Source organism: Buttiauxella sp. AC038, from assembly GCF_979253565.1.
Map to the genome: position 1 here is coordinate 605559 of NZ_CEEDCQ010000001.1, position 22461 is coordinate 628019.

The following is a 22461-nucleotide window of genomic DNA, read 5'->3' on the forward strand; positions in this document are numbered from 1 at the left end:
CGATGAGCCAATTAGACGACGGTTTCCGTTCACTGACACTAAAACGTTTTCCAGAAACGGATGACGTTAACCCACTACAGGCGTGGGAAGCTGCCGATGATTATCTTTTGCAGCAACTGGACGAAATCGAAATCAGTGGCCCGGTCCTGATTTTTAACGACACTTTCGGGGCCCTGTCTTGCGTGCTGGCTGAACACAAGCCATACAGCATCAGTGACTCGTATCTTAGCGAACTGGCTATCCGTGAGAACTTGCGTGAGAACGGCATCGTTGAATCCAACGTAACGTTCCTTGATAGCACCGTTAAATACCCGGAAGCGCCAGCCGTGGTTCTGATTAAGATCCCTAAAACGCTGGCACTGCTTGAGCAACAGCTTCGTGCTTTGCGCCATGTTGTGACCCCTGAAACACGTATTATCGCGGGTGCAAAAACGCGTGATATTCACAACTCAACCATCGAGTTGTTTGAAAAGATCCTTGGGCCAACCACCACAACACTTGCGTGGAAAAAAGCGCGTCTGATCAACACGACGTTCAATGCTCCGGCAATTAAAGAAGTACCCGAAACGCTGAACTGGAAACTGGAAGGCACGCCGTGGACGATTCATAACCACGCTAACGTCTTTTCCCGTACCGGTCTGGATATTGGCGCGCGCTTCTTTATCGAAAATCTACCGACAGGCCTTGAAGGTGAAATTGTTGATTTAGGTTGTGGTAACGGCGTGGTCGGTTTGCACTTGCTTGAGCAAAACCCGGAAGCGAACGTGGTATTTGTTGATGAATCACCGATGGCCGTTGCTTCAAGCCGCCTGAACGTTGAAACCAACATGCCAGAAAACCTGGATCGTTGTGAGTTTATGATCAACAACGCATTGTCCGGTGTTGAGCCATACCGCTTTAACACTATTCTGTGCAACCCACCGTTCCATCAGCAGCATGCGCTGACCGATCAGGTTGCGTGGGAAATGTTCCACCACGCCCGTCGTTGCCTGCAAAATGGCGGCGAGCTGTACATCGTTGCTAACCGCCATCTGGATTACTACCATAAACTGAAGAAGATCTTCGGTAACTGTGACACCGTTGCTACGAACAAGAAATTCGTCGTATTAAAAGCCGTGAAACTAGGCCGTCTTCGCTAAATTTCCAGTGCTAAACGGGTGCCCTGCGCGATTGCGCGCCGGGCATCCAGCTCCATCGCCACATCCGCACCACCAATCAAATGCATTGTTTTCCCCAGTTCACGCAACGGTTGCGCCAGTTCACGGCGTGAGTCTTGCCCGGCACAAATAATCACGTTATCGACCGCCAGCGTTTGTGGCTCTCCACCGACTGTAATATGTAGCCCTTCATCGTCAATGCGTTCATAAGTCACACCCGCCACCATTTTCACACCGCGAGCTAACAGTGTTGTGCGATGGATCCAGCCCGTTGTTTTGCCCAATCCTTCGCCTGGCTTACTGGTTTTGCGCTGTAGCATCACAATCTGGCGTGGGCTTTTATGCAGATGCACACCTTCCGGGCGCAAGCCCCCCGCATGTTGCAGGCTAGTGTCGATGCCCCATTCCACGCAAAACTCGGCGATATTCTGGCTGGTGGACTCCCCTTCCTGGCTTAAATACATCGCGGTATCAAAACCAATTCCGCCAGCACCGATGATTGCCACGCGGTCACCCACTGGCGCTTTCTCACGCAGTACATCGATATAATTGAGCACTTTAGGATGCATGATCTCGTCGATAAGCGGCAAGCGTGGCTCGATGCCGCAGGCGAGAATAATCTCGTCGAACTCTTTAAGCAGCGGGGCGGTGACGTACTGATTCAGGCGTACTTCAACGCCCGTAATCCCTAGCATGCGGCGGTAGTAGCGCAGTGTTTCGTAAAATTCCTCTTTGCCGGGGATCTGCTTGGCAATATTAAACTGCCCACCGATTTCCGAAGCGGCATCGAATAATGTCACTTTGTGGCCACGCGCTGCGGCGTTGATCGCAAAAGCTAATCCTGCGGGGCCTGCCCCCACTACCGCCAGGTTTTTATGCACTGTGGCCGGGACGATGGGCATTTTGGTTTCATGACAGGCACGCGGGTTTACCAGGCAAGAAGTGACTTTACCGAGGAAAATCTGGTCCAGACACGCCTGATTACAGCCGATGCAGATATTGATCTCATCTTCACGCCCTTGCTCGGCTTTAGACACAAACTCAGCATCGGCGAGGAATGGCCGCGCCATTGACACCATATCGGCATCACCTTCGGCAAGGATCTTTTCGGCAGTTTGCGGATCGTTAATGCGGTTGGTGGTGACTAAAGGGATCGAAACCTGTCCTTTTAATTTGCGTGTTACCCAGCTGAATGCACCGCGCGGCACCGGTGTTGCGATGGTTGGAATACGCGCTTCATGCCAGCCAATGCCAGTGTTAATCAACGTGGCACCGGCTTTTTCAATCGCTTTTGCAAGTTCAACGGCTTCTTCAAACGTGCCGCCGCCATCGACCAAATCCAGCATCGACAGGCGATAAATGATAATAAAATTCGCTCCCACTTTCTCACGCACCGCGCGTACCACTTCTACCGCAAAACGCATGCGTCGGGTGTAATCGCCACCCCATTCATCATCGCGCTGGTTGGTCCTTGCCGCCAGAAACTGGTTAATTAGGTAGCCTTCAGACCCCATGATTTCCACGCCGTCATATCCGGCTTGTTGCGCGAGATGTGCGCACTGAGCAAACTCTTCAATCAACGTAAGGATTTCATCATGGGTTAATGCATGAGGCTTAAAGCGGTTAATCGGAGCCTGAATAGCGGAAGGGGCGACCGGGTTTGGCTGGTAGCTGTAGCGCCCGGTGTGCAGGATTTGCAGGGCAATCTTCCCACCTTCACGGTGCACGGCGTCGGCCACGATGCGGTGGTGGGCAAGCTGGCTTTCATCATTGAGTACCGCGCCGCTTTCTACACCGACACCCGAAGGGGAAGGGGCAACGCCGCCAGTCACAATCAATGCCACACCGTGACGCGCACGCTCGGCATAAAAAGCGGCTAAACGCTCGGCGCCATTCGGATGTTCTTCAAGTCCGGTATGCATCGAACCCATCAGCACACGGTTTTTAAGCTGGGTGAAACCCAGATCTAGCGGGGCAAGCAGCGACGGATAGCTCATATTCTCTTCCTGAAAGGTCATTATTATTATGTGGTCGGATGAGTTAGTAATTTAGCGGGATGTAGCGTAAATGTGGAAAAGTTGTCTGATGATTGTGACGTGATTCAAAGAACGATGAAGTTTTTCCTCTCCAGCAACGCGGCCTTCCGATTGCTCTCAGTTATGAATTTACGTTTACGTATGCATAAATTTCGTTAAAAAACTGAGGGTAATATATATATATCTATTTTCATATTCTCATGATGAATATATCATCGCTCTGTTTTAATTTTTATTTATTCGAATGTGATAAAGCTACGGTTCTGGCACTTAATATTTTGAAGTGAAAAATAAAAGTTGCTATTTTGTTTTTTGTTGTAATTAAAGCTAGAGCTGCGATTTATTTTATTCTCTATATATTAGTATGCTCTTATCTATTCACGAGGATTATATAAATTATTCATTTATAAGGATGTATGATGCGTATAAAAATAAAGTTTTTAGCATTATTTACGAGTGCGGTAATATCCAGTGGAGCTATGGCTTCAAACAATGAACGTGCGTTAGAACAACGTCTTGACCTGTTAGAACAAAGGCTTATAGCAGCTGAAAAACGTGCGTCCACGGCAGAATCAGAAATTCAAAAAATAAAATCTACCCCAGCACCCGTCACTGCTCCTGTTACTGTTGTCAGTGAGCAATCTGTTAATAGTAAAACCGATAATCAATCACCAAAATTACAATTAACGGGGTACGGAGATCTAAAAATTTATGGCGACGTGGAATTTAATATGGATGCCGCCAGCCGCAGTAATGGTCTGACATCTATGCGTCGTAGTGCCAATATTAACTGGGCAGATGGTAATAACGAACGCTGGGATATTAATGGTCGTTTACTGCTTGGGTTTGATGGTTATCGCCGAATGGATGACGGCAAATTTGCGGGTTTCACTGCACAACCATTGGCAGACTTAACCGGGCATATGAATCTTGATGATGCAGCGTTCTTCTTTGGCCAGGAAAATGACTGGAAAATTAAGATCGGGCGTTTCGAAGCCTACGATATGTTCCCGCTTAACCAGGATACCTTTGTCGAGTACTCGGGCAATACTGCAAATGATCTTTACGGTGATGGCTACGGCTATATCTACATGATGAAAGAAGGGCGTGGGCGTAGCGATTCTGGCGGTAGCTTCCTGATGAGCAAAACAATAGATAATTGGTATTTTGAGTTGAATACCTTGCTGGAAGACGGCACCTCGCTCTACCAGGACAAGGAATATCATGGTAACGAATTGACTAAAGATAAGAATGTGGCTTATCTGCGTCCGGTGATCTCTTGGTCGCAAGATGCATTCTCGGTTGCTGCCGCGATGGAAGCCCAAGTGGTGGATAACGCTTACGGTTACAAAGATGCCAACGGTAAAATAGTAGATCAATCCAGCCGTACTGGTTACGGCTTGACCATGACGTGGAATGGACTGAAAAACGATCCGGATAACGGCATCGTTGCTAACTTCAATACGGCCTACCTCGACGCCGCCGATGAAACCGATTTCACCGCAGGTGTCAACGCATTGTGGCAGCGCTTCGAGCTAGGTTATATCTACGCGCATAACGACATTGATAAGTTTGATGTTAACTCAGCGATGGGTACCTGTGACGACGATTGCTGGATAACCAATGCCGGCACTTACGATATCCACACCATCCACTCTTCCTATCAATTCCCGAACGTGATGGGTATGAAGAACTTTAATATTTATCTCGGGACTTATGTGTCGTGGGTTAGCGCTGATCATGACGGCAGTGATGGCGACGACAACACGCGCTACGGTGGACGTGTGAGATTTAAATATTATTTCTAATGTGAGTTAGAAGCGCCCTCACCCTAACCCCGGACCGTTCAGCCCTCAGGGAGAGGGCCTGGTTGAGGGCGCATCACCAGGCCTGGGGCCTTCCACATAGAAGTGGTTAAACCGCTATCCACCAGTGTAAGCTGGTCAGCATACACCTTCGTCCATTTGCGTTTCATCTCGTCATACAGCTGACGGTGCGCTCGATTTGGCGTGAATTCGCGTTGCCATTGCACAAGGCGCTCACCCGCCTCAGCAAGGTCGTTAAACAACCCAGCACCTACGCCTGCGGCAATAGCACAACCGAGTGCTGTCGCCTCCTTAACGACTGGCACACGCACTGGTAACCCTGTTACATCACTCAGGATCTGGCTCCACAACGCGCCTTTAGAACCACCGCCTGCAAATACCAATGATTCAAACTGGATGCCGGAAAAACCGGAAATCTGCTCAAGATTGCACGCTGAAACAATCGCAGCATTCTCTTCTAACGCGCGGAATAGTGTCGCTTTATTGCATTTTTCGGGGTCGATTGAGAGGTTAATAAACGACGGTGCTGCGTGATACCACTGTTTGAAATGCATGGCGTCGGAGAAAATCGGCATCACGCCGTGAGAGCCCGCAGGAACTCGCGCAGCCATATCTTCGAGCAGGGCGTAAGTGTCCACGCCAAGCCTTTCTGCCAGCAGTTTTTCTTCGGCGCAGAAAGCATCCCGGAACCAACGCATCGTCAGGCCGGTGAAGAAGCTGATGGATTCCGCCTGCACCATGTTGCCGATGACATGCGGGTTAATGCGGATATTCATCTCCGGATCGGTTTTGATAGCAGGCAGGTTCACTACCTGCTGCCAGAATGTCCCACCCAATACTGCCGCCTGCCCGGCGCGGACAACGCCAAGCCCGACACAACCTAGCTGCACATCGCCACCACCCATAACCACCGGGGTGCCAGCCAGTAAACCACTGTGCTGCGACGCTTCTTGTGTTACACCACCAAGTACCGTACCGGTTTCTTTAACTGGCGAGAGAATATCTGCTCGCAATCCAGCCATATCCATCAGTGACGGTTGCCAGTCACGGGTCGCCAGATCAAGCATTCCTGTTGTACCTGCATTAGAAGGATCAACCGCCAGCTCGCCGCTGAGTTTCGCTGCCAGCCAGTCGCTGATCATGGTCACGGTCGCGGCCTGGCGATAAATATCCGGACGATGATGCGCAAGCCACAACAGGCGCGGCATAGCGCTTAGCGCCAGCGTTTGGCCAGAAACATGATAAACCTCGGATTCAAACTGGAAATCATGGATTTCTTGAAGTTCGCTGACTTCACGGCTGGCGCGGGCATCAACGTTGGCACATGCCCAGATAGGATCGCCGTTATGATCGTAGAGCACGATCCCTTCGCGCATCGAACAGCAGGAAACGGCGCTGATAGCACCCGGTGGAAGATGTGCTTTTTGGAGAGTTTCACGGATGCACTGGCAGGCAAGCTGCCAGTTGGTTGAGAGATCAAACTCCATCGATCCGGGGACATCGGTGATGCTTAAATGTTTCCATTCAGCCTGGCCGACGGCAATCTGGTGGCCTGAAGTATCAAAGATGACGGCGCGAATACTGCCCGTCCCGGCGTCTAATGCCAACAAGTAACTCATTGATTATCCCCGCAACCTAAGGCGCGAGGTTAATCAGCCAAAGCTAACACTGCCCGCGCAGTCTCTTCTTCCGTCACCAGGCCGTTTATTCGCAGGCCTCGAAGTGCGGCATAAATAGCGTCCGCTTTGTCCACGCCTCCCGCGACACCCACAATGGTTGGGAGATGCGCCAGGTCGTCGAGCGTTACGCCAAGCAGTTCGCGGTGAATTTCCAGAGCTTCCACCAGTTCGCCATCCGCTTGCAGGAAATAGCCAAGAATATCGCCCACAGCACCTTTGCGGGCGTACATCAGTTGTTCTCCCTCGCTGATATAACCGGAACGTAAAATGGTCGCATCACGCTTCTGATTGATAGCGCCGATACCCACCACTGCGACATCCGCGGCCGTGGCGGCGAGAATGACATCCCGCACGCTCGACTCCATGCGTAAAATCTCTGCCACTTGTGGCGATGAAACCCGCAGTGGTGCCGGGATCATGCTAACGCTACATGCTGCATCCAATTGTCCGATGCCAGTCATGTACGGCCCAACACCGCCGGAAAGCGTCACCAGACGAATCTGTTGCGAGCTGATAAAACCACTCAAATGTTGGAGGCAATTCATCGTTGCCTCACCAAATCCCACCGCCAACAACTGCCCTGGTTCCAGAATCCCCATCAGTGATTGCGCTGCGCCAATGCCTAATCGCGTGTTCATCGGCGGGGTGTTATGCGCGGGAAGTACACGCGCAATTTTGAGGCCGAATCGCTGCTGCAACTGGGTTTCCAGTGCCAGGCATCCTTCAAAACGCGAGTTAATCTGTACGCGAATCACCCCAGATTGACGCCCTTTCTCCAGTAAGCGTGAAATCTTTAACCGTGGCAGCCCAAGTCGCTCACCAATATCATTCTGCGTCAGGCCGTCGTGGTAGTAAGACCAGGCCACGCGTGCCAATAGCTCTTCTTCGGCCATGGGGAGCGCTGCTAGTTTCCCTTCTTCTGCTGCTCGTTTATCGCTCATAAGTGAACTCTTATTAAAATTTAGATCATATGTTCGAAGGTGCGGGTAAGAAAATGTGAAGCGCACGGCAAAAAGATCATTTTCAGATGCAAATGGTTTAGCTGATCTATTTAAAAATTTTGTGATCTCTGCCCTGTTGTAAAAATTACCCGGCGTCTACGCTTTTGAACATTATTAATTCAATTTCTCTTTTGTTCAATTGTGGAGTGACGATGCCCAACCCCACCGCAATGCTTGAAGCACGCCAGATAAGCAAACAGTTTTCTGGTGTGAGCGTGCTCAAAGCTATTGATTTTGCTCTGTATGCAGGGCAGGTGCACGCATTGCTGGGCGGTAATGGGGCAGGGAAATCCACACTGATGAAGATTTTTGCCGGGGTGGAAACCCCCGATAGCGGTGAACTGAAGGTACAAGGCAAAGCATTTGGGCGGCTCAAACCAGGGCAGGCGCACGAGTTAGGCATTTACCTTGTGCCGCAGGAACCGATGCTGTTTCCAAATCTGACGGTGCGCGAGAACATCCTTTTTCGGCTGCCGCGGCAAAACGATATGGAAAAGCGCCTGCAACAGAAAATGCGGCAGCTTGAATGTCAGATCCCTCTTAGCGCTACAGCCAGTACGCTGGAAGTTGCCGATCAACAGATGGTGGAGATCCTGCGTGGTTTAATGCGTGAGGCGAAGATCCTGATCCTGGACGAGCCTACCGCGTCTCTCACACCGGGTGAAACCGATCGCTTGTTCCGCCAGATCCGCGCGTTGCAAAATCTGGGCGTCGGAATCATTTTTATCTCCCACAAGCTGCCCGAAATTCGCCAGATCGCCAGCCATATCTCAGTGATGCGTGACGGTGCCGTAGTGTTACAAGGTGAAACTGCGCAGCTACTTGATGAGCAGTTGATCAACGCCATGACCCCTGGCGATAAGCAGCACAAACTCAGTGATACGCAAAAACTATGGCTGGCGCTGCCGGGAAACCGCCGCACCGAAGCGCAGGATTTCCCGGTACTGCGCGTACAGGAGCTGACCGGTGAAGGATTTATCGATCTCAGTTTTGAACTGTACGCAGGTGAGATCGTAGGCCTGGCCGGGCTGGTGGGATCCGGGCGTACTGAACTGGCAGAAACGCTTTATGGTCTACGGCCGGTGCGCGGTGGGCACATTTATTTAGAAAATCGTGAAATTAGCGGCGATCGCACCAAATCACGGCTCGATCGTGGGCTGATTTATTTGCCAGAGGATCGACAGGTTTCCGGGCTATTTCTTGATGCGCCGATCCGCTGGAACACAGTGGTGCTTAACGAGCCGGGCCTGTGGCAACAAAGCAGGCGGGAGTCCGCGATAGTGGAACGTTACCACCGGGCGCTTGGGATCAAACTCAACGATGCCGGGCAGACGGTGCGCACGTTATCTGGTGGTAATCAGCAAAAAGTCCTGCTGGCGCGATGTCTTGAAGCCAATCCATTGTTGCTCATCATTGATGAGCCAACGCGCGGTGTGGATGTGGCGGCGCGAGCGGATATCTATCAACTGATCAAAAGTGTGGCGGCGCAAAATGTTGCAGTGCTGATGATCTCATCCGATCTTGATGAGTTCAGCGGGCTTGCGGATCGCGTGCTGGTGATGCACCAGGGCGCCATGAATGGTGAGTTACGTAAGCCAGCAATCACTGTGGATCGCATGATGAGTATGGCGTTTGGCGGAGGTAAAGCATGAAAACATTGCTGCGCAACCGTGAACTCAGCGCGCTGCTGGCGATAGTTGCCCTATTTGGCGTGTTGGTCGCACTTAATCACAACTACTTCAGCTTGCAAACGCTAAGCATGATATTCACCAGCGCTCAGATCCTGATCCTACTGGCGGTAGGAGCTTCGATGGTGATGCTGACGCGCAATATCGACGTTTCGGTGGGATCGACCGTTGGACTGTGTGCAATTGCTGTCGGTGTGGCGCTTAACAGCGGCTTCAGCTTGCCGGTGTCGATGCTTTTTGCCTTGTTGATTGGCGCGGTGGCGGGTTTTTTTAATGGGATTTTAGTCGTCTGGTTGCGCATTCCCGCGATTGTCGCAACGCTTGGTACGCTCGGGCTTTATCGCGGCGGTATGTTGTTATGGACAGGAGGCAAATGGATTGAAGGACTGCCCCCTAATCTGAAATCGCTCTCCGAACCTGTCGCTTTGGGGATTTCCCCGCTTGGTTTCACGGTTCTTGCTTTAGTGGCTATCGCTGCCTGGGTATTTGCACGAACCGCTTTCGGGCGTGATTTTTACGCTGTGGGCGACAACCTGGCCGCTGCTCGTCAGCTTGGTGTTTCGGTAAACCGCACTCGTCTTATGGCATTCACTTTCAATGGCATGCTGGCTGCCATCGCTGGGATTATTTTCGCTTCGCAAATTGGCTTTGTACCTAATCAAACCGGCAGCGGGCTGGAGATGAAAGCTATCGCAGCTTGTGTGTTGGGCGGTATTTCTCTGCTTGGCGGTACAGGAACCGTCATTGGCGCATTTCTCGGTGCATTTTTCCTGACGCAGATCGACACCGTTCTGGTGCTCTTCAAACTCCCTGCCTGGTGGAATGACTTTATTGCAGGTCTGGTTTTACTCGGGGTGCTAGTGCTGGATGGGCGATTACGCCAGGCACTGGCGCGCCATCAGCGGGCGCAGAAATACAGCCGTTTTGTACCGCCATTACCGGGTGCGAAAAATGTGCGGCCTTTTCCTCGTAAGAAAAAGGATGTGGCGTAGATGAAGCTAAAACTCAACTGGGAAGTGGCGCTGCTTCTTATTCTGGTGGCTGAAATCTTGCTGTTTGGCGCAATTAATCCCCGCATGTTAGACATCAATATGCTGCTGTTTAGCACCAGCGATTTTATCTGCATCGGGATAGTGGCGTTGCCGCTGACGCTTGTGATCATCAGCGGTGGCATTGATATATCGTTGGGTTCAACCATTGGCCTGTGCGCTATTGCGCTGGGGGTGATGTTGCAGGCAGGTTTGCCAATATCTTTAGCCATAATTTTGACCCTGGCAGTCGGCCTGCTGTGCGGATTGTTTAATGCGGCATTGATTCACTACGCCGGCATCAGCCCGCTGGTTATTACACTCGGCACGCTTTATCTGTTCGGCGGCGCGGCGTTGTTGCTTTCCGGTATGGCAGGTGCGACGGGTTATGAAGGTATTGGTGGCTTCCCGGATGCGTTTACCAACTTCGCCAACCTCACTCTTTTCGGCCTGCCTATTCCGCTGGTGATGTTTGCCGTTATCACGCTGATTTTCTGGCTACTGACCCACCGCGCGCGCTTTGGCCGCCATATTTTTCTGATTGGCCAAAACCCTCGTGCGGCGCGTTATGCGGCACTGCCGGTGAACGGCTCACTGTATGGGGTCTACGGCATGGTGGGATTGGCGTCGGCTATTGCGGCGATTGTGCTGGTTTCGTATTTCGGCTCGGCGCGTTCTGATTTAGGGCGCGATTTGTTGATGCCTGCTTTAACGGCGGCTGTGTTGGGTGGCGCGAATATTTATGGCGGCTCCGGTTCGATTTTGGGAACAGCACTGGCGGCTCTGTTGGTGGGGTATTTGCAACAAGGTTTACAGATGGCTGGCGTGCCTAATCAAGTATCGAGTGCGTTGTCCGGTGCGCTGTTGATTGTGGTGGTCATTGGTCGTTCGGTGAGTTTGCACCGCGAATATCTACAAGCGGCGTGGCGTCGTTTGCGCGGTAACAGAAAACTAACGGGAGTGTGATTATGAAGCAGACAACAAAACGCGTCCTGCAACTCAGTGCATGGGCATTAGCCTTTGGTGTGGTTAGTGTGCAAGCCGCCGACAGGATTGCCTTTATTCCAAAACTGGTTGGCGTGGGCTTCTTTACCAGCGGCGGTAATGGCGCGATGCAGGCGGGCAAAGATCTCGGTGTTCCGGTGACTTACGACGGGCCAACTGAACCAAGCGTCTCCGGCCAGGTGCAGCTTATCAACAACTTCGTCAATCAGGGTTATAACGCGATTATTGTCTCGGCAGTTTCGCCAGATGGGCTGTGCCCGGCGCTTAAACGCGCCATGCAGCGCGGGGTAAAAGTGCTGACATGGGATTCTGATACTAAACCCGAATGTCGCAGTATTTACATCAACCAGGGAACGCCGCAACAGCTCGGTGGCATGCTGGTGGATATGGCGGCCAAACAAGTTACTAAATCTGCTGCTAAAGTTGCATTCTTCTACTCGAGCCCAACGGTGACGGATCAAAATCAGTGGGTAAAAGAGGCGAAAGCGAAGATTGCCAAAGATCATCCGCAGTGGGAAATCGTTACCACCCAGTTTGGCTATAACGACGCGACTAAATCTCTGCAAACCGCTGAAGGGATCTTAAAAGCGTACCCGGATCTGGATGCGATCATTGCACCCGATGCTAACGCATTACCTGCTGCCGCACAGGCCTCTGAAAACCTGAAACGCACCAATGTTGCGATTGTCGGTTTCAGCACACCAAACGTCATGCGCCCATATGTTGAACGTGGAACGGTGAAAGCCTTTGGCCTATGGGACGTGGTTCAGCAGGGTGAAATTGCGGTTAACGTCGCAAATACCATGCTGAAAAAGGGCGATCTTAATGTTGGTGACACTGTTGATGTGGCGAAAATTGGCAGCCTGAAAGTCGAGCCTAATAGCGTACAGGGCTACCAGTATCAAGCGAAAGGTAACGGCATTGTGCTGCTGCCAGAACGCGTGGTGTTTACCAAAGACAATATCGGCAAATACGATTTCTGAGGGTGGGAAAATGGCAGATCTTGACGATATCCGCGAGGGCAAAGATTACGGTATTGGCCGCCCTCAGGAGAACAAAGCGTTTTACCTGAAGGGGAGTGGGGCACTGGATTGGGGGATGCAGTCGCGGCTGGCGCGTATTTTCAATCCTGACTCTGGGCGTACCGTGATGTTGGCATTTGACCACGGTTATTTCCAGGGGCCCACTACCGGTCTTGAACGCATTGATTTATCTATCGCACCTCTATTCCCGGAAACCGATGTGCTGATGTGTACACGCGGAATACTGCGCAGCGTTGTGCCGCCTGCTACCAACAAACCGGTGGTATTACGCGCTTCTGGCGGGAATTCGATTCTCAGTGAACTGTCGCGTGAAAGTGTGGCTGTGACTATGGAGGATGCGTTGCGCCTCAATGCCTGCGCGGTGGCGGCGCAGATTTATATCGGCAGTGAATACGAACATCAGTCGATCAACAACATCATCAAGCTGGTGGATGAAGGTACACGCTATGGCATTCCAACGCTCGCTGTAACCGGTGTGGGTAAGGAGATGGCGCGTGATGCTCGCTATTTCTCGCTCGCCAGTCGAATCGCTGCAGAAATTGGTGCGCAGTTTGTGAAAACCTATTTTGTCGAAGAGGGTTTCGAGAAGGTTGCTGCCAGTTGTCCGGTGCCGATCGTTATCGCCGGAGGCAAGAAGCTTCCAGAACAAGAGGCGCTGGAGATGTGTTTCCTGGCTATCGATCAGGGTGCATCCGGCGTGGATATGGGACGTAATATTTTCCAGTCAGACGCGCCACTTGCCATGCTAAAAGCGGTGAAAAAGGTGGTTCATGAAAATGCCACCGCCCGTGAGGCGTATCAGTTCTGGCTCGATGAGAAGCATCTGGGAGGCAAAGCATGAATGTGACGCTGGTAGAGATTAATATCAAACCGGAACGGGTCGATGAGTTTATGGACGTGTTCCGCGCCAACCACGAAGGGTCAATCAAGGAGCCGGGGAATCTGCGTTTTGATGTGTTGCAGGACCCTGATGTGGCGACGAGGTTCTTTATTTATGAGGCTTACCAGGACGATGAAGCCGTGCTGGCGCATAAGCAAACGCCGCATTATCTGACCTGCGTTGAGAGGCTCGATGAGATGATGTCAGAACCGCGTAAGAAGAGGAGTTTTGTGGGGTTATTGCCAGCTTAGTATTAGCACCCTAACCCTCTCCTTCAGGAAGTGGGTTAGGGTGAGGATGGTTTTAAACCTTAGCGAATAAACTCTGCAAACTTATGAGCATTTTGTTTCAAATACTCAGGGAAATCCCCACTTGGTAAATCAACCACTTGCAGGTTTCTTTCTCGAGCCCAAATATCCAACCCGTTCTCAATTGCATTCTTTATATGTTCTTGATTGTTAAGCTCAGGGGTGTCGTATTCCGTGTGCGAAATAGTCGACATTTTTTCTGAGATACGTTCAGCCGTCATGATCCAAGAGAAATGCCAGCCGGCGTTATGCACAATATTGTTTCTTAATTTAAACCAGCGCCACTTCAACCAGTTTTTGCGAATTTTTGAGCGTTTTACATTACGCAACGTTTCTGGCTCGCCATTAAAGAATGTACGCAGATTTTTATAACTGGTCATTCTCGGTAACGTGCACTGGCGGGGCGTGCCATCGCTATTAAATACCTGCAAATTAAACTGATAATTATAGAAATTCTGGTAGAGCGTGGAGCAAAGGTAGTTTGGCTTATACTCTGCAAGCGCGGCTGGGCGAATAATTTCATCGACATCAGACACGATGATGATGTCTTGCTCCTTCGCTGCCGTCAGCCCGTTCATTATGGCGTTCCGCGTTCTGGCCTCATTCGTCCAACTGTCTGCATCCGGCTTTTCATCAAAGACAACATAGATAATCTTGTCCTTAAATTGCGCGAATTTGTTGATATCAAAATTCAGCTCGACTGGCTGCCCAGTAAAGGAGTGTGTCGATTCAACAATGACAAACTTATCAACATAGTCATTGAGTGTATTGAGTCGAATATCGAGCAACATATCTTCGTCATAGTAGAGGAAGCAGTCGTAGATCATAGGGCGGAGACCAGATTTTAAATATTGAAAAGATCAGCGAGTATAGAGCGTTCAGAGGGGTAAAAAAATAAGTTTGCTTATAATATCCCCCGGCATTATAGCTCCGGGGGATCATTCGATCACAGGGCTAACTCAGTTTTGTTGCTGTTGGCATAAAGCAATTTCAATGCCTTCCTCGCACAGCCCAACACATGTTCACACTGCTCAATCGTGATAGTCAGTGGAGGCTCAATACGAATGGTTTTCGAATTGTTGAGCGTTCCGGCGACCAGTACCTGCTGGCGGAACATTTCACTGGCAAAGTTATAGCCAATTTCGTTGTCGCTAAACTCGATGGCAATCAACAAACCTTGCCCACGTGCATCAACCACCAGTTCCGGAAACTCACGTTTCAGGGCCTGGAAGCCATCCACCAACAGTTGTCCTTTCTGTTGTGCTTGTGCCGGTAGATTCTGCTCAAGCAGAACATGAATGGTTGCAAGTGCCGCCGCGCAGGCTAGCGGATTGCCGCCAAATGTTGTGGTGTGTAGGAAAGGATTATCAAACAGCACAGAGAATACTTCTTCTGTCGCAACGGTGGCACCAATCGGCATTACGCCACCGCCTAGTGCTTTGGCGAGGCATAAAATATCAGGCTGTACGTTCTCATGTTCGCAGGCGAACATTTTGCCCGTACGTCCCATACCGGTTTGCACTTCATCAAAAATGAGTAGTGCGCCAAATTCGTCACATAATTTACGAACCGCCGGTAAATATCCTGCTGGTGGGATAATCACACCGCCTTCTCCCTGAATAGGTTCAAGGATTACAGCTGCAACTTCATCACCGGTTTTACGGCACTCACTGAGCATGGTACGCATCGCGTCTATATTGCCGAACGGAACATGCCTGAAGCCTGGAAGTAACGGCATAAACGGTTTACGGAAAGCCGATTTTGCTGTTGCTGACAACGCCCCGAGAGATTTGCCATGAAACGCGCCGCTGGCGGCGATAAAGGTAAATTTCCCGCGTGGAGATTGATAGGCCTTGGCGAGTTTAATCGCGGCTTCAACCGATTCTGTACCGCTGTTGCTAAAGAAGCTGTATTTCAGTTTACCCGGAGTGAGGGTCGCAAGCGTTTTGGCGAGCATCGCCCGTAAGGGGTCGAGCAGCTCCTGACTGTGCAGGGGTTGTTTTTCGAGCTGATGCTGTACGGCGGATACCACTGTTGGATTACGGTGCCCCACGTTAAAAATGCCGAACCCACCCAGACAATCTAAATATTCCTTACCCTGGGTGTCGACAAGCGTATTTAAACTACTCGCTTGCCACTCTACGGCTCCGTAATCCCCGCCGGCGGTCACTGATTTGCGATACTCAAGAAAACCCGGATTCACATGCTGTTGGAAGTTTTCGATAACCTCGCGATTTAACGCCTTCATTTCCTCATGAGTTAATGACTTCTTTTCGATGATGTTGAGAGCGTGCGCTGTGCAGGCAAGAGCCGAAGCGCTAGTAGGTAACCTGTTCAAAATGTGCTCCTGGGAATGACGTATCACGCGATACACAAAATAAGTATTGCAGGGAATACGCCACTTCGCTTCCCATAAGTGAAATCAGGATAAACGATCTGACGAAATTCAAGTTGCGCAATAAATAGTCACAAAGAATCACATTCCGTGGATAAAAATGCTGACATAAAGCGGCTTTGTTCTTCGTTATCCGGTTTTTGTGCACCGTAACCGTGCGTCATGCTGCTTTAGAGTGCATTGCACTGCAAAGTTAACTTTTTTATTTCTCTCATTGCAAAGAAGTCAGTGTAATTTCATTTTTTTTGAAACTAATAAGAACTCAGTAAATTACAGAAGGAATGCTTGTAAGTTTAATGATTATTGCAGTTATAATTCGCGCGGGAAATTTCTCACCATTGAACGTTATCTTTTGTGGTGGTTATTTAATCAATATGACGTGAGTGTGGTTTGAAAATGATTATCAATGACCTTGATTACTCCTTGTCTGAATTAAATATTGCGATGAAGGAACATTATGACTGGGCTGGAAAATTCCTGCGCTTGAGTCTATTGGATGGCGAGGTCGACAGCGATATCCTCGACCCAATGTCACACCAGCGTTGCCGGTTTAGCCGCTGGCTGTCGCTACGTCTGAATGGCAGTGCTCTGGATAAAGAGATGGTCATGGCCATCAATACAAATCATATCCTTATGCATGATGTTGCCCGCGAGTTAATGCAGTCTATTATTCAAAAAAATGTCACAGACTCATTGCTAGAAAAATACCAACAGGCGCAGCACGAATTTATTCATAGCCTTGATCGTTACAAAGAACATCTATTTTCCTACCGTAATTTGCATGATGCATTAACTGGCTTGCCACTACGCCACTTGTTATATCAAGAATTTACATTTTTCCGTGAACAGTGCCAACGTACCTGCCGTAATCTTTATTTGTTAATTATGGATATTGACCATTTTAAAACAATTAACGACACCTGGGGGCATAATGCAGGGGATGATGTATTACGCAGCGTGGCCTTGACGTTAAAAGATGCCACACGCAGAACTGAGCGTATTTATCGTTTTGGTGGCGAAGAATTCATTATCTTGTTGGATGCAAGAAATGACGAGGACGCGCAGAAAGCTGCAATGCGTATTCGCGAACATTTACAGCAACATCAAATCACCGTGGGTGACGAGCAGATTAGTGTAACGGCCACTGGTGGGCTGACAAACGTCTCGCATACAGATTCATTACATGAGGCGATTAGTCGTGCTGATAAGGCAATGTACTGCGGTAAAAATAGCGGGCGCAATCGCTGCATTATGTCTACTGCAGCAGAAGAGATGATTGCGCTCGACTAGTGGTTATGCAGCGTCCATACGGTGCTCGCCTCGCACCAGAGCGGCGCGGTCAAACTCATGTGTAATGACCCCGCCTGCCATATAAGCCGCACGGTCCGACATATGCGCAATCACATCTGCGTCATGGCTAACGAGTAGATAGGTCATGCCAAACTGTTGTTTGAGACGGTTTAACAGATTGAGAATTTCTGCCTGTACCGACATATCGAGTGCTGAAGTGGGTTCATCAAGCAGCAGAATCTTAGGCCGCAACAGCAGTGCTCGGGCAATGGCTACGCGTTGGCGCTGCCCGCCGGAAAGCTGGTGCGGATAGCGCTTCATTGCATCGGTTGGTAGCCCTACCTGAAGTAGTGCCTCTTCCACACGATCGGCTATTTGCACTTCCCCATGAATCGTTAGTGGCTCAGCCAGCGTGCGGTAAATGCTGTGATTTGGATGCAAGGAGGCATACGGGTCCTGGAATACCATTTGCACGTTACGGCGCAAATCACCCTGAAAACGCACACCGGGTTTGATTAACCCATCCAGCAGTTTTACTCCACCTTGCCACTCGCGTTGTAAACCCGCAAGGACGCGCAAAATAGTAGATTTCCCGCACCCTGACGCGCCAATTAAACTGAATGTTTCCCCTGAATTAATGGCGAAACTGGCATCGCGAACGGCAGTTTTTAGCTGGCCTTTTGCGGCAAACTGCACGCACAAATTATTGACCTCAACGAGCGCCATTATTTTCTCCCTGCAGATTCTGGCTGCGGTCTAAAGTCGGTAGCATCATGCCGTAAGTTGCGGCGTTAGGGCGGCATGTCCAGAGTGTGCGGGTATAAGGATGTGTTGCTGCGGCAAGCTGACTGGCAGCCATCTCATCCACTTTTTGTCCCTGATACATCACCAGTACACGCTGGCAATGCTGGGCAACAAGCGGGAGATCGTGGCTAATTAGTAACATTGCCATCTGGCGCTGCTCGCATTGCTCCACCAGCAGTTCCAGAATCTGGTTGCGCAGACGAGCATCCAGCGCAGAAGTAGGTTCGTCGGCGATCAACACTTTTGGATTGTTGACCAGAGCGATTGCTATCATCACGCGTTGCCCCATGCCGCCGGAGAGTTCCGCCGGGTAGCGTGACAGCACATTTTCCTGTAACCCAACAGCGTTGATCACTTCTCGGATCCGCTCACGGCGCTGTGAACCAGATAGCTTTTGATGCAAGCGCAGTGCTTCATCAATTTGCTGTGCAACGCTTTTCACCGGATTGAGTGCGTAGCGTGGGTCTTGTAAAACCATCGCGATATCATTGCCACGCAGGCGTTGCCAGTCACGGTTACGCATACTGAGCAGATCGTTATCCAACACTTTGAGCTGAGTTGCGCTTACCTTGCCTGGCCTACGCACCAGACCCATTAACGCTCTGGCGGTCATCGATTTACCGGAGCCGGATTCGCCTACCAGTGCCAGCCGTTCGTTACCTAGCGTGAATGAGAGGTTATTTACGACCCGAGCGCCTGGGTAATCAATGTTTAATCCACTGACTTCAATACGATTCTCAGTCATTTCCAGGCTCCAGCACGTCGCGTAATCCATCACCCAGTAAGTTAAATGCCAGGCTGCTAATCAAGATGGCGGTACCTGGGATGGCTGCAATCCACCACTGATCGAAAATAACCTGCATACCGTCAGCGATCATCGAACCCCATTCTGCCATTGGCGGTCTGGCTCCCAGGCCTAAGAAACCTAACCCGGCTGCGGCTAGAATAATCCCAGCTAAGTCTAGCGCCAGGCGCACAATCGCCGAAGGTAAACACAGCGGCAGAATGTGACCTGCTAAAAGGCGCGTTCCACGAATTCCCATCATTTCTGCGGCGGCGAGATAGTCGCTATGGCGCAGGCGCTGAATTTCGCTGCGCGCCTGACGCGCATAGGCAGGCCAAGTGGTGAGTGCCAGCGCCAGAGCGCCATTCACAAGGCCTGGGCCAAGCATTGCCACAAAAGCAAAGGCCAGAATCAGGCGTGGCATCGACATAACGACATCGGTAAAACGCATTAACATACGCTCCAGCCAACCGCCGTAATAGCCCGAAAGAATACCGATCAGCATCCCAACGGGGAGCGTTATCACTGTGACCAGCAACACCAGCCCAAGAGCAGGGCGTGAGCCATAAATCAGACGTGAGAGTAGGTCGCGGCCATAGCTATCGGTACCCAACCAGTGCTGAGCATTGGGCGCTTGCAGACGTGCAGCGGCATCCTGCCAGTTCGGATCGAACGGTGCGAGTAGCGGAGCGAAGATGGCAATCAGCACTAGCAGGGTAATGATGATTAACCCGCACAGTGCCGCCGGTGAGCGCAATGTGCGGCGTAAAAAGAGATAAGACGGCATTAGCGCACCCTCGGATCGGTGACACGCACCAGCACGTCAGTCAGATTGTTGATAATGACAAACGACACGCCAATCAACAGCGTGCCGCCCATAATCGCTGTGGTGTCGCCAGCAAATAGAGCGGTGGTGAGATAGCGCCCAATACCCGGCCAGGAGAAGACCGTTTCAGTCAGTACCGCACCTTCAAGCATGCCGGTGTACGCCAGCGCAATAACCGTAAACAATGTGCCGCGAATATTGGGCAGCACATGGCGCACCAGAATCGCCATCTCCCCGGCGCCTTTGGCGCGCGCAAGCGTGATGTACTCTTTGTTCATTTCGCTCAGACAAGCGGTACGTGTGAGGCGGGTAATACTTGCCAGCGAATAATAGGCGAGTAGTAACACGGGTAATGTAAGGTGATTGATAGCATTCAGGAAGGCATCACGATCGCCGGATAGCCAGGTATCAACCAACACAAAGCCTGTTTTTGCTTCCACACTGTACTGATAAATATCGTCCAGACGCCCCGGCCCAGCACTCCATTGAAGCCGCGCATAGAAAAACGCCAGCATCAGCAGACCCAACCAGAAGATAGGGACTGAATTGCCAAGCAGTGTGAACGTGCGCACCGCTAAATCCCATGGTGAGCCGGCAAATCGAGCACAAAGCACACCAAAAATAACGCCCATAACGCTGCCAATAATCAGCGCGAGGGTGGCAAGCTCAAGTGTTGCCGGGAAGGCGGCGAGTAAATCGTGTAACACCGGCTGCCCAGTGGCGCTGGCGGTGCCCAAATCGCCATGAGCAAGACTGGTCAGGTAATGCCAGAACTGAACGGGAAGGGGCTGGTCCAGACCAAGCTGGTGGCGCACCTGATCGTATGTGGCCTGGCTTGCATGATCGCCAACGATTTGCAGTACGCGGTCGACAGGCGAAAGCGCCGACAGGGCAAAAGTGATAAGCAGTAAGCCGATAATCGTTAGTGCCAGGGTAAACAGCCCCTGGAGCAGCGTCAACAACGAGCGGCTTAAGCGACTCGATGCTGAAAGGGTGGAGATGTCCGACATGTGGAACTCTTCTTAAACATATTTCGCGGATTGTCTCCTTCCCCTAAGAGGAAGAAGACAAAGCAGTTATTTGCTTACTCGATCGTAATACACCATATCCGCATTCAAACCCTGCTGGTAGCCCTTCACATTCTCACGCACAACGATCTGAGTTTTACCCTGATCCACAAATACGTACGGCGAATTGTGCTGAACTTCTTCCTGTATTTTTTTATACAGATCCAGGCGTTTAGCCGGGTCAGCTTCCGCAACTGCGGCCAGAGTCTGCTTGCTTAACTCCGGAATCTGCCAGCCGTTTAAGCCTGCAACGGTACTTGTTTTGCCATCGTTATAAGCAAAGGCACTGGCGTTGGAGTGGGCGTCAAAGTAATCCGGGATCCACAAGCGGATCGCGGCCTGGTGTTGTTTGGCACGAACGCGGGCATAAACCTGGCTCGCCTGCGGCTGGCAGAAGATCAACCTTCACGCCGCCCTGAGCAAAGCTTGCCTGCATAGACTGCGCGATGGTGATAAACGGTGGTTTATTTTCTACATCCAGCGTGAAGTGGGCGTCTTTGATGCCTGCTTTAGCGAGGATCTCTTTCGCTTTTGCCGGGTCAAATTTGAATGGGTTGTTGTCCAGTGCGCCTGCAAAACCTACTGGCAGGAAGCTCTGGTGGATAAAGTACTGGCCTTTTAACAGATCTTTGGTGATGCCCTGGTAATCCACCAGATAACGAGAGGCTTCCCAGAGGGCAGGGTTTTTCAACAGTGGGTTTGCATCGTTACCCGCGTTGAACACCATATAGTTCTGCTCGGCAGAAGGGATGCTCAGCACTTTCACGCCCGGTTTACCTTCCAGCGCGCTGGTCTGATCCGCACCCAGGTCACGGGCAATATCGGCGTCACCTTGCTGAATCAGCAGGCGGCGAGCTGCCGGGTCTGGAACGTTTTTAATGATGATGTTTTTAACTTTAGGTGCGTCACCCGGTGAGGTTGGGTTGGCGTCTAACACAATCGCCTGATGCGGCTGGTAAACTCGCATCTTGAATGGGCCGCTGCCAGCCGAGTGCATTTTCAACCATTCGTTACCGAAATCGCCCGCTTTCGCGTTAGGGCTAACGGCTTTTTCATCCACGATAGAGGCAATCGGCGTGGAGAGAATATTCAGCGCCACCGCCGGGCTAACGTCAGCCGTCCAGTGTAGTTCCAGCGTGTGGTCATCGACCTTTTTCAACTGGCTGGCGATGTTGTCTGGTTGCCAGCCAAGGACGTTAAGAATAAATGCCGGGGATTTATTGAGCGTAACCGCACGGGTATAAGAGAAGATAACGTCTTCCGGGCGCAGCGGGTTACCCGATGAGAATTTGGCATCCGGGCGCAGCTTAATGGTCAGTTTTTTGTTAGCCGCATCGCCCTGCCAGCTTTCAGCCAGCACCGCGACTAATTTGGCCGGGTCTTCACGGTCGGCCTGCACCAGGCGCTGGTAAAGGCTCGGCACCGTTTGAATGCTCGACAGCTCATTCGCTTCGGCAGGATCAAGGCTGACGATATCGTCCAGTCCCTGGGCAACAATTAAAGTATTTGGCGGTGTTGCGGCAAAGCTGCTCGCGGAGATGGCAGCCAGCAGCAGTAATGGCATTATTTTTCTTTGCATGTGACACCCTTATACCCTTCATAATTCAAGTTGTTGATGCGTTGGCTACGCACCTTCACCCCAGT

At 51.0% G+C, this 22461-nt stretch carries 18 protein-coding genes and 1 pseudogene; 9 read left to right on the forward strand and 10 right to left on the reverse strand.

Features of this window, described 5'->3' with window-relative positions; genetic code table 11:
- Nucleotides 1-2 precede the first annotated feature (2 nt).
- Nucleotides 3-1139 (forward strand): 23S rRNA (guanine(1835)-N(2))-methyltransferase RlmG, encoded by a 1137-nt coding sequence (rlmG, locus tag AC0IXI_RS02955; protein WP_064513965.1) that lies wholly within the window; start codon nucleotides 3-5, stop codon nucleotides 1137-1139.
- Here rlmG and AC0IXI_RS02960 read toward each other — a convergent pair.
- Nucleotides 1136-3154 (reverse strand): oxidoreductase, encoded by a 2019-nt coding sequence (locus AC0IXI_RS02960; RefSeq protein ID WP_471681906.1) that lies wholly within the window; start codon nucleotides 3152-3154, stop codon nucleotides 1136-1138. The two genes, rlmG and AC0IXI_RS02960, sit on opposite strands and share 4 nt — an antisense overlap.
- A 464-nt stretch (nucleotides 3155-3618) precedes the next feature.
- Between AC0IXI_RS02960 and AC0IXI_RS02965 the strand changes: the two genes are divergently transcribed.
- Nucleotides 3619-5001 carry a carbohydrate porin gene (locus AC0IXI_RS02965; protein WP_413499157.1) on the forward strand — a complete coding sequence of 461 codons (1383 nt, stop codon included), beginning with the start codon at nucleotides 3619-3621 and terminating at the stop codon, nucleotides 4999-5001.
- Between the two features lie 38 nt (nucleotides 5002-5039).
- Here the strand turns inward: AC0IXI_RS02965 and lsrK are convergent, their stop codons facing one another.
- A complete protein-coding gene (lsrK, locus tag AC0IXI_RS02970; RefSeq protein ID WP_471681907.1) occupies nucleotides 5040-6638 on the reverse strand; it encodes an autoinducer-2 kinase in 1599 nt (532 codons plus the stop codon).
- 29 nt (nucleotides 6639-6667) lie between these two features.
- Entirely contained in the window at nucleotides 6668-7639 is a 972-nt protein-coding gene (lsrR, locus tag AC0IXI_RS02975) for a transcriptional regulator LsrR (RefSeq protein WP_064513960.1), read from the reverse strand.
- Between the two features lie 230 nt (nucleotides 7640-7869).
- Here lsrR and lsrA point away from each other — a divergent pair, with 230 nt between their 5' ends.
- From lsrA to lsrG, 6 genes are read left to right on the forward strand one after another with little or no spacing between them, the layout of a single operon-like run.
- A complete protein-coding gene (gene lsrA / locus AC0IXI_RS02980; protein WP_471683194.1) occupies nucleotides 7870-9351 on the forward strand; it encodes an autoinducer 2 ABC transporter ATP-binding protein LsrA in 1482 nt (493 codons plus the stop codon).
- A complete protein-coding gene (lsrC, locus tag AC0IXI_RS02985; RefSeq protein WP_064513956.1) occupies nucleotides 9348-10379 on the forward strand; it encodes an autoinducer 2 ABC transporter permease LsrC in 1032 nt (343 codons plus the stop codon). Before lsrA ends, lsrC begins: the two co-directional genes overlap by 4 nt.
- Nucleotides 10380-11381, forward strand: coding sequence for an autoinducer 2 ABC transporter permease LsrD (gene lsrD, locus AC0IXI_RS02990; protein ID WP_471681908.1), 1002 nt, complete (start codon nucleotides 10380-10382; stop codon nucleotides 11379-11381).
- A 2-nt stretch (nucleotides 11382-11383) separates the two neighbouring features.
- Entirely contained in the window at nucleotides 11384-12403 is a 1020-nt protein-coding gene (gene lsrB, locus AC0IXI_RS02995; RefSeq protein ID WP_471681909.1) for an autoinducer 2 ABC transporter substrate-binding protein LsrB, read from the forward strand.
- Between the two features lie 10 nt (nucleotides 12404-12413).
- Nucleotides 12414-13304, forward strand: coding sequence for a 3-hydroxy-5-phosphonooxypentane-2,4-dione thiolase (gene lsrF / locus AC0IXI_RS03000; RefSeq protein WP_471681910.1), 891 nt, complete (start codon nucleotides 12414-12416; stop codon nucleotides 13302-13304).
- Nucleotides 13301-13594: a (4S)-4-hydroxy-5-phosphonooxypentane-2,3-dione isomerase gene (gene lsrG / locus AC0IXI_RS03005; RefSeq protein ID WP_064513947.1), complete on the forward strand. Its 294-nt coding sequence runs from the start codon at nucleotides 13301-13303 to the stop codon at nucleotides 13592-13594. The genes lsrF and lsrG overlap by 4 nt, the downstream gene beginning before the upstream one ends.
- Nucleotides 13595-13653: 59 nt before the next feature.
- Here lsrG and AC0IXI_RS03010 read toward each other — a convergent pair whose 3' ends face one another.
- Nucleotides 13654-14478, reverse strand: coding sequence for a glycosyltransferase family 17 protein (locus tag AC0IXI_RS03010; protein WP_064513945.1), 825 nt, complete (start codon nucleotides 14476-14478; stop codon nucleotides 13654-13656).
- Nucleotides 14479-14597: 119 nt separating this feature from the next.
- Nucleotides 14598-15989, reverse strand: a complete 1392-nt coding sequence (gene ygjG / locus AC0IXI_RS03015; RefSeq protein WP_208326135.1) for a putrescine aminotransferase — start codon at nucleotides 15987-15989, stop codon at nucleotides 14598-14600.
- 453 nt (nucleotides 15990-16442) lie between these two features.
- Between ygjG and AC0IXI_RS03020 the strand changes: the two genes are divergently transcribed.
- Nucleotides 16443-17336 carry a diguanylate cyclase gene (locus AC0IXI_RS03020; RefSeq protein ID WP_471681911.1) on the forward strand — a complete coding sequence of 298 codons (894 nt, stop codon included), beginning with the start codon at nucleotides 16443-16445 and terminating at the stop codon, nucleotides 17334-17336.
- Nucleotides 17337-17339: 3 nt separating this feature from the next.
- On the opposite strand, the gene AC0IXI_RS03025 is transcribed toward AC0IXI_RS03020, so the two are convergent.
- From AC0IXI_RS03025 to AC0IXI_RS03045, 5 genes and pseudogenes are all read right to left on the reverse strand, one after another.
- A complete protein-coding gene (locus AC0IXI_RS03025) occupies nucleotides 17340-18062 on the reverse strand; it encodes an ABC transporter ATP-binding protein (RefSeq protein WP_471681912.1) in 723 nt (240 codons plus the stop codon).
- On the reverse strand, nucleotides 18049-18885 hold the full coding sequence (locus tag AC0IXI_RS03030; protein WP_134184737.1) for an ABC transporter ATP-binding protein: 837 nt from the start codon (nucleotides 18883-18885) through the stop codon (nucleotides 18049-18051). Before AC0IXI_RS03030 ends, AC0IXI_RS03025 begins: the two co-directional genes overlap by 14 nt.
- Nucleotides 18878-19711 carry an ABC transporter permease gene (locus AC0IXI_RS03035; RefSeq protein WP_471681913.1) on the reverse strand — a complete coding sequence of 278 codons (834 nt, stop codon included), beginning with the start codon at nucleotides 19709-19711 and terminating at the stop codon, nucleotides 18878-18880. The genes AC0IXI_RS03030 and AC0IXI_RS03035 overlap by 8 nt, the downstream gene beginning before the upstream one ends.
- On the reverse strand, nucleotides 19711-20760 hold the full coding sequence (locus AC0IXI_RS03040; RefSeq protein ID WP_134184735.1) for an ABC transporter permease: 1050 nt from the start codon (nucleotides 20758-20760) through the stop codon (nucleotides 19711-19713). Before AC0IXI_RS03040 ends, AC0IXI_RS03035 begins: the two co-directional genes overlap by 1 nt.
- Nucleotides 20761-20826: 66 nt before the next feature.
- Nucleotides 20827-22396 (reverse strand): annotated as a pseudogene (locus AC0IXI_RS03045) (ABC transporter substrate-binding protein).
- Nucleotides 22397-22461 lie beyond the last annotated feature (65 nt).

Coding starts and splice junctions, on each gene's coding strand:
- rlmG (WP_064513965.1), top strand. CDS start 3: ATGAGCCAATTAGACGACGGTTTCCGTTCACTGACACTAAAACGTTTT.
- AC0IXI_RS02960 (WP_471681906.1), bottom strand. CDS start 3,154: ATGAGCTATCCGTCGCTGCTTGCCCCGCTAGATCTGGGTTTCACCCAG.
- lsrK (WP_471681907.1), bottom strand. CDS start 6,638: ATGAGTTACTTGTTGGCATTAGACGCCGGGACGGGCAGTATTCGCGCC.
- lsrR (WP_064513960.1), bottom strand. CDS start 7,639: ATGAGCGATAAACGAGCAGCAGAAGAAGGGAAACTAGCAGCGCTCCCC.
- lsrA (WP_471683194.1), top strand. CDS start 7,870: ATGCTTGAAGCACGCCAGATAAGCAAACAGTTTTCTGGTGTGAGCGTG.
- lsrC (WP_064513956.1), top strand. CDS start 9,348: ATGAAAACATTGCTGCGCAACCGTGAACTCAGCGCGCTGCTGGCGATA.
- lsrD (WP_471681908.1), top strand. CDS start 10,380: ATGAAGCTAAAACTCAACTGGGAAGTGGCGCTGCTTCTTATTCTGGTG.
- lsrB (WP_471681909.1), top strand. CDS start 11,384: ATGAAGCAGACAACAAAACGCGTCCTGCAACTCAGTGCATGGGCATTA.
- lsrF (WP_471681910.1), top strand. CDS start 12,414: ATGGCAGATCTTGACGATATCCGCGAGGGCAAAGATTACGGTATTGGC.
- lsrG (WP_064513947.1), top strand. CDS start 13,301: ATGAATGTGACGCTGGTAGAGATTAATATCAAACCGGAACGGGTCGAT.
- AC0IXI_RS03010 (WP_064513945.1), bottom strand. CDS start 14,478: ATGATCTACGACTGCTTCCTCTACTATGACGAAGATATGTTGCTCGAT.
- AC0IXI_RS03020 (WP_471681911.1), top strand. CDS start 16,443: ATGATTATCAATGACCTTGATTACTCCTTGTCTGAATTAAATATTGCG.
- AC0IXI_RS03025 (WP_471681912.1), bottom strand. CDS start 18,062: ATGGCGCTCGTTGAGGTCAATAATTTGTGCGTGCAGTTTGCCGCAAAA.
- AC0IXI_RS03030 (WP_134184737.1), bottom strand. CDS start 18,885: ATGACTGAGAATCGTATTGAAGTCAGTGGATTAAACATTGATTACCCA.
- AC0IXI_RS03035 (WP_471681913.1), bottom strand. CDS start 19,711: ATGCCGTCTTATCTCTTTTTACGCCGCACATTGCGCTCACCGGCGGCA.
- AC0IXI_RS03040 (WP_134184735.1), bottom strand. CDS start 20,760: ATGTCGGACATCTCCACCCTTTCAGCATCGAGTCGCTTAAGCCGCTCG.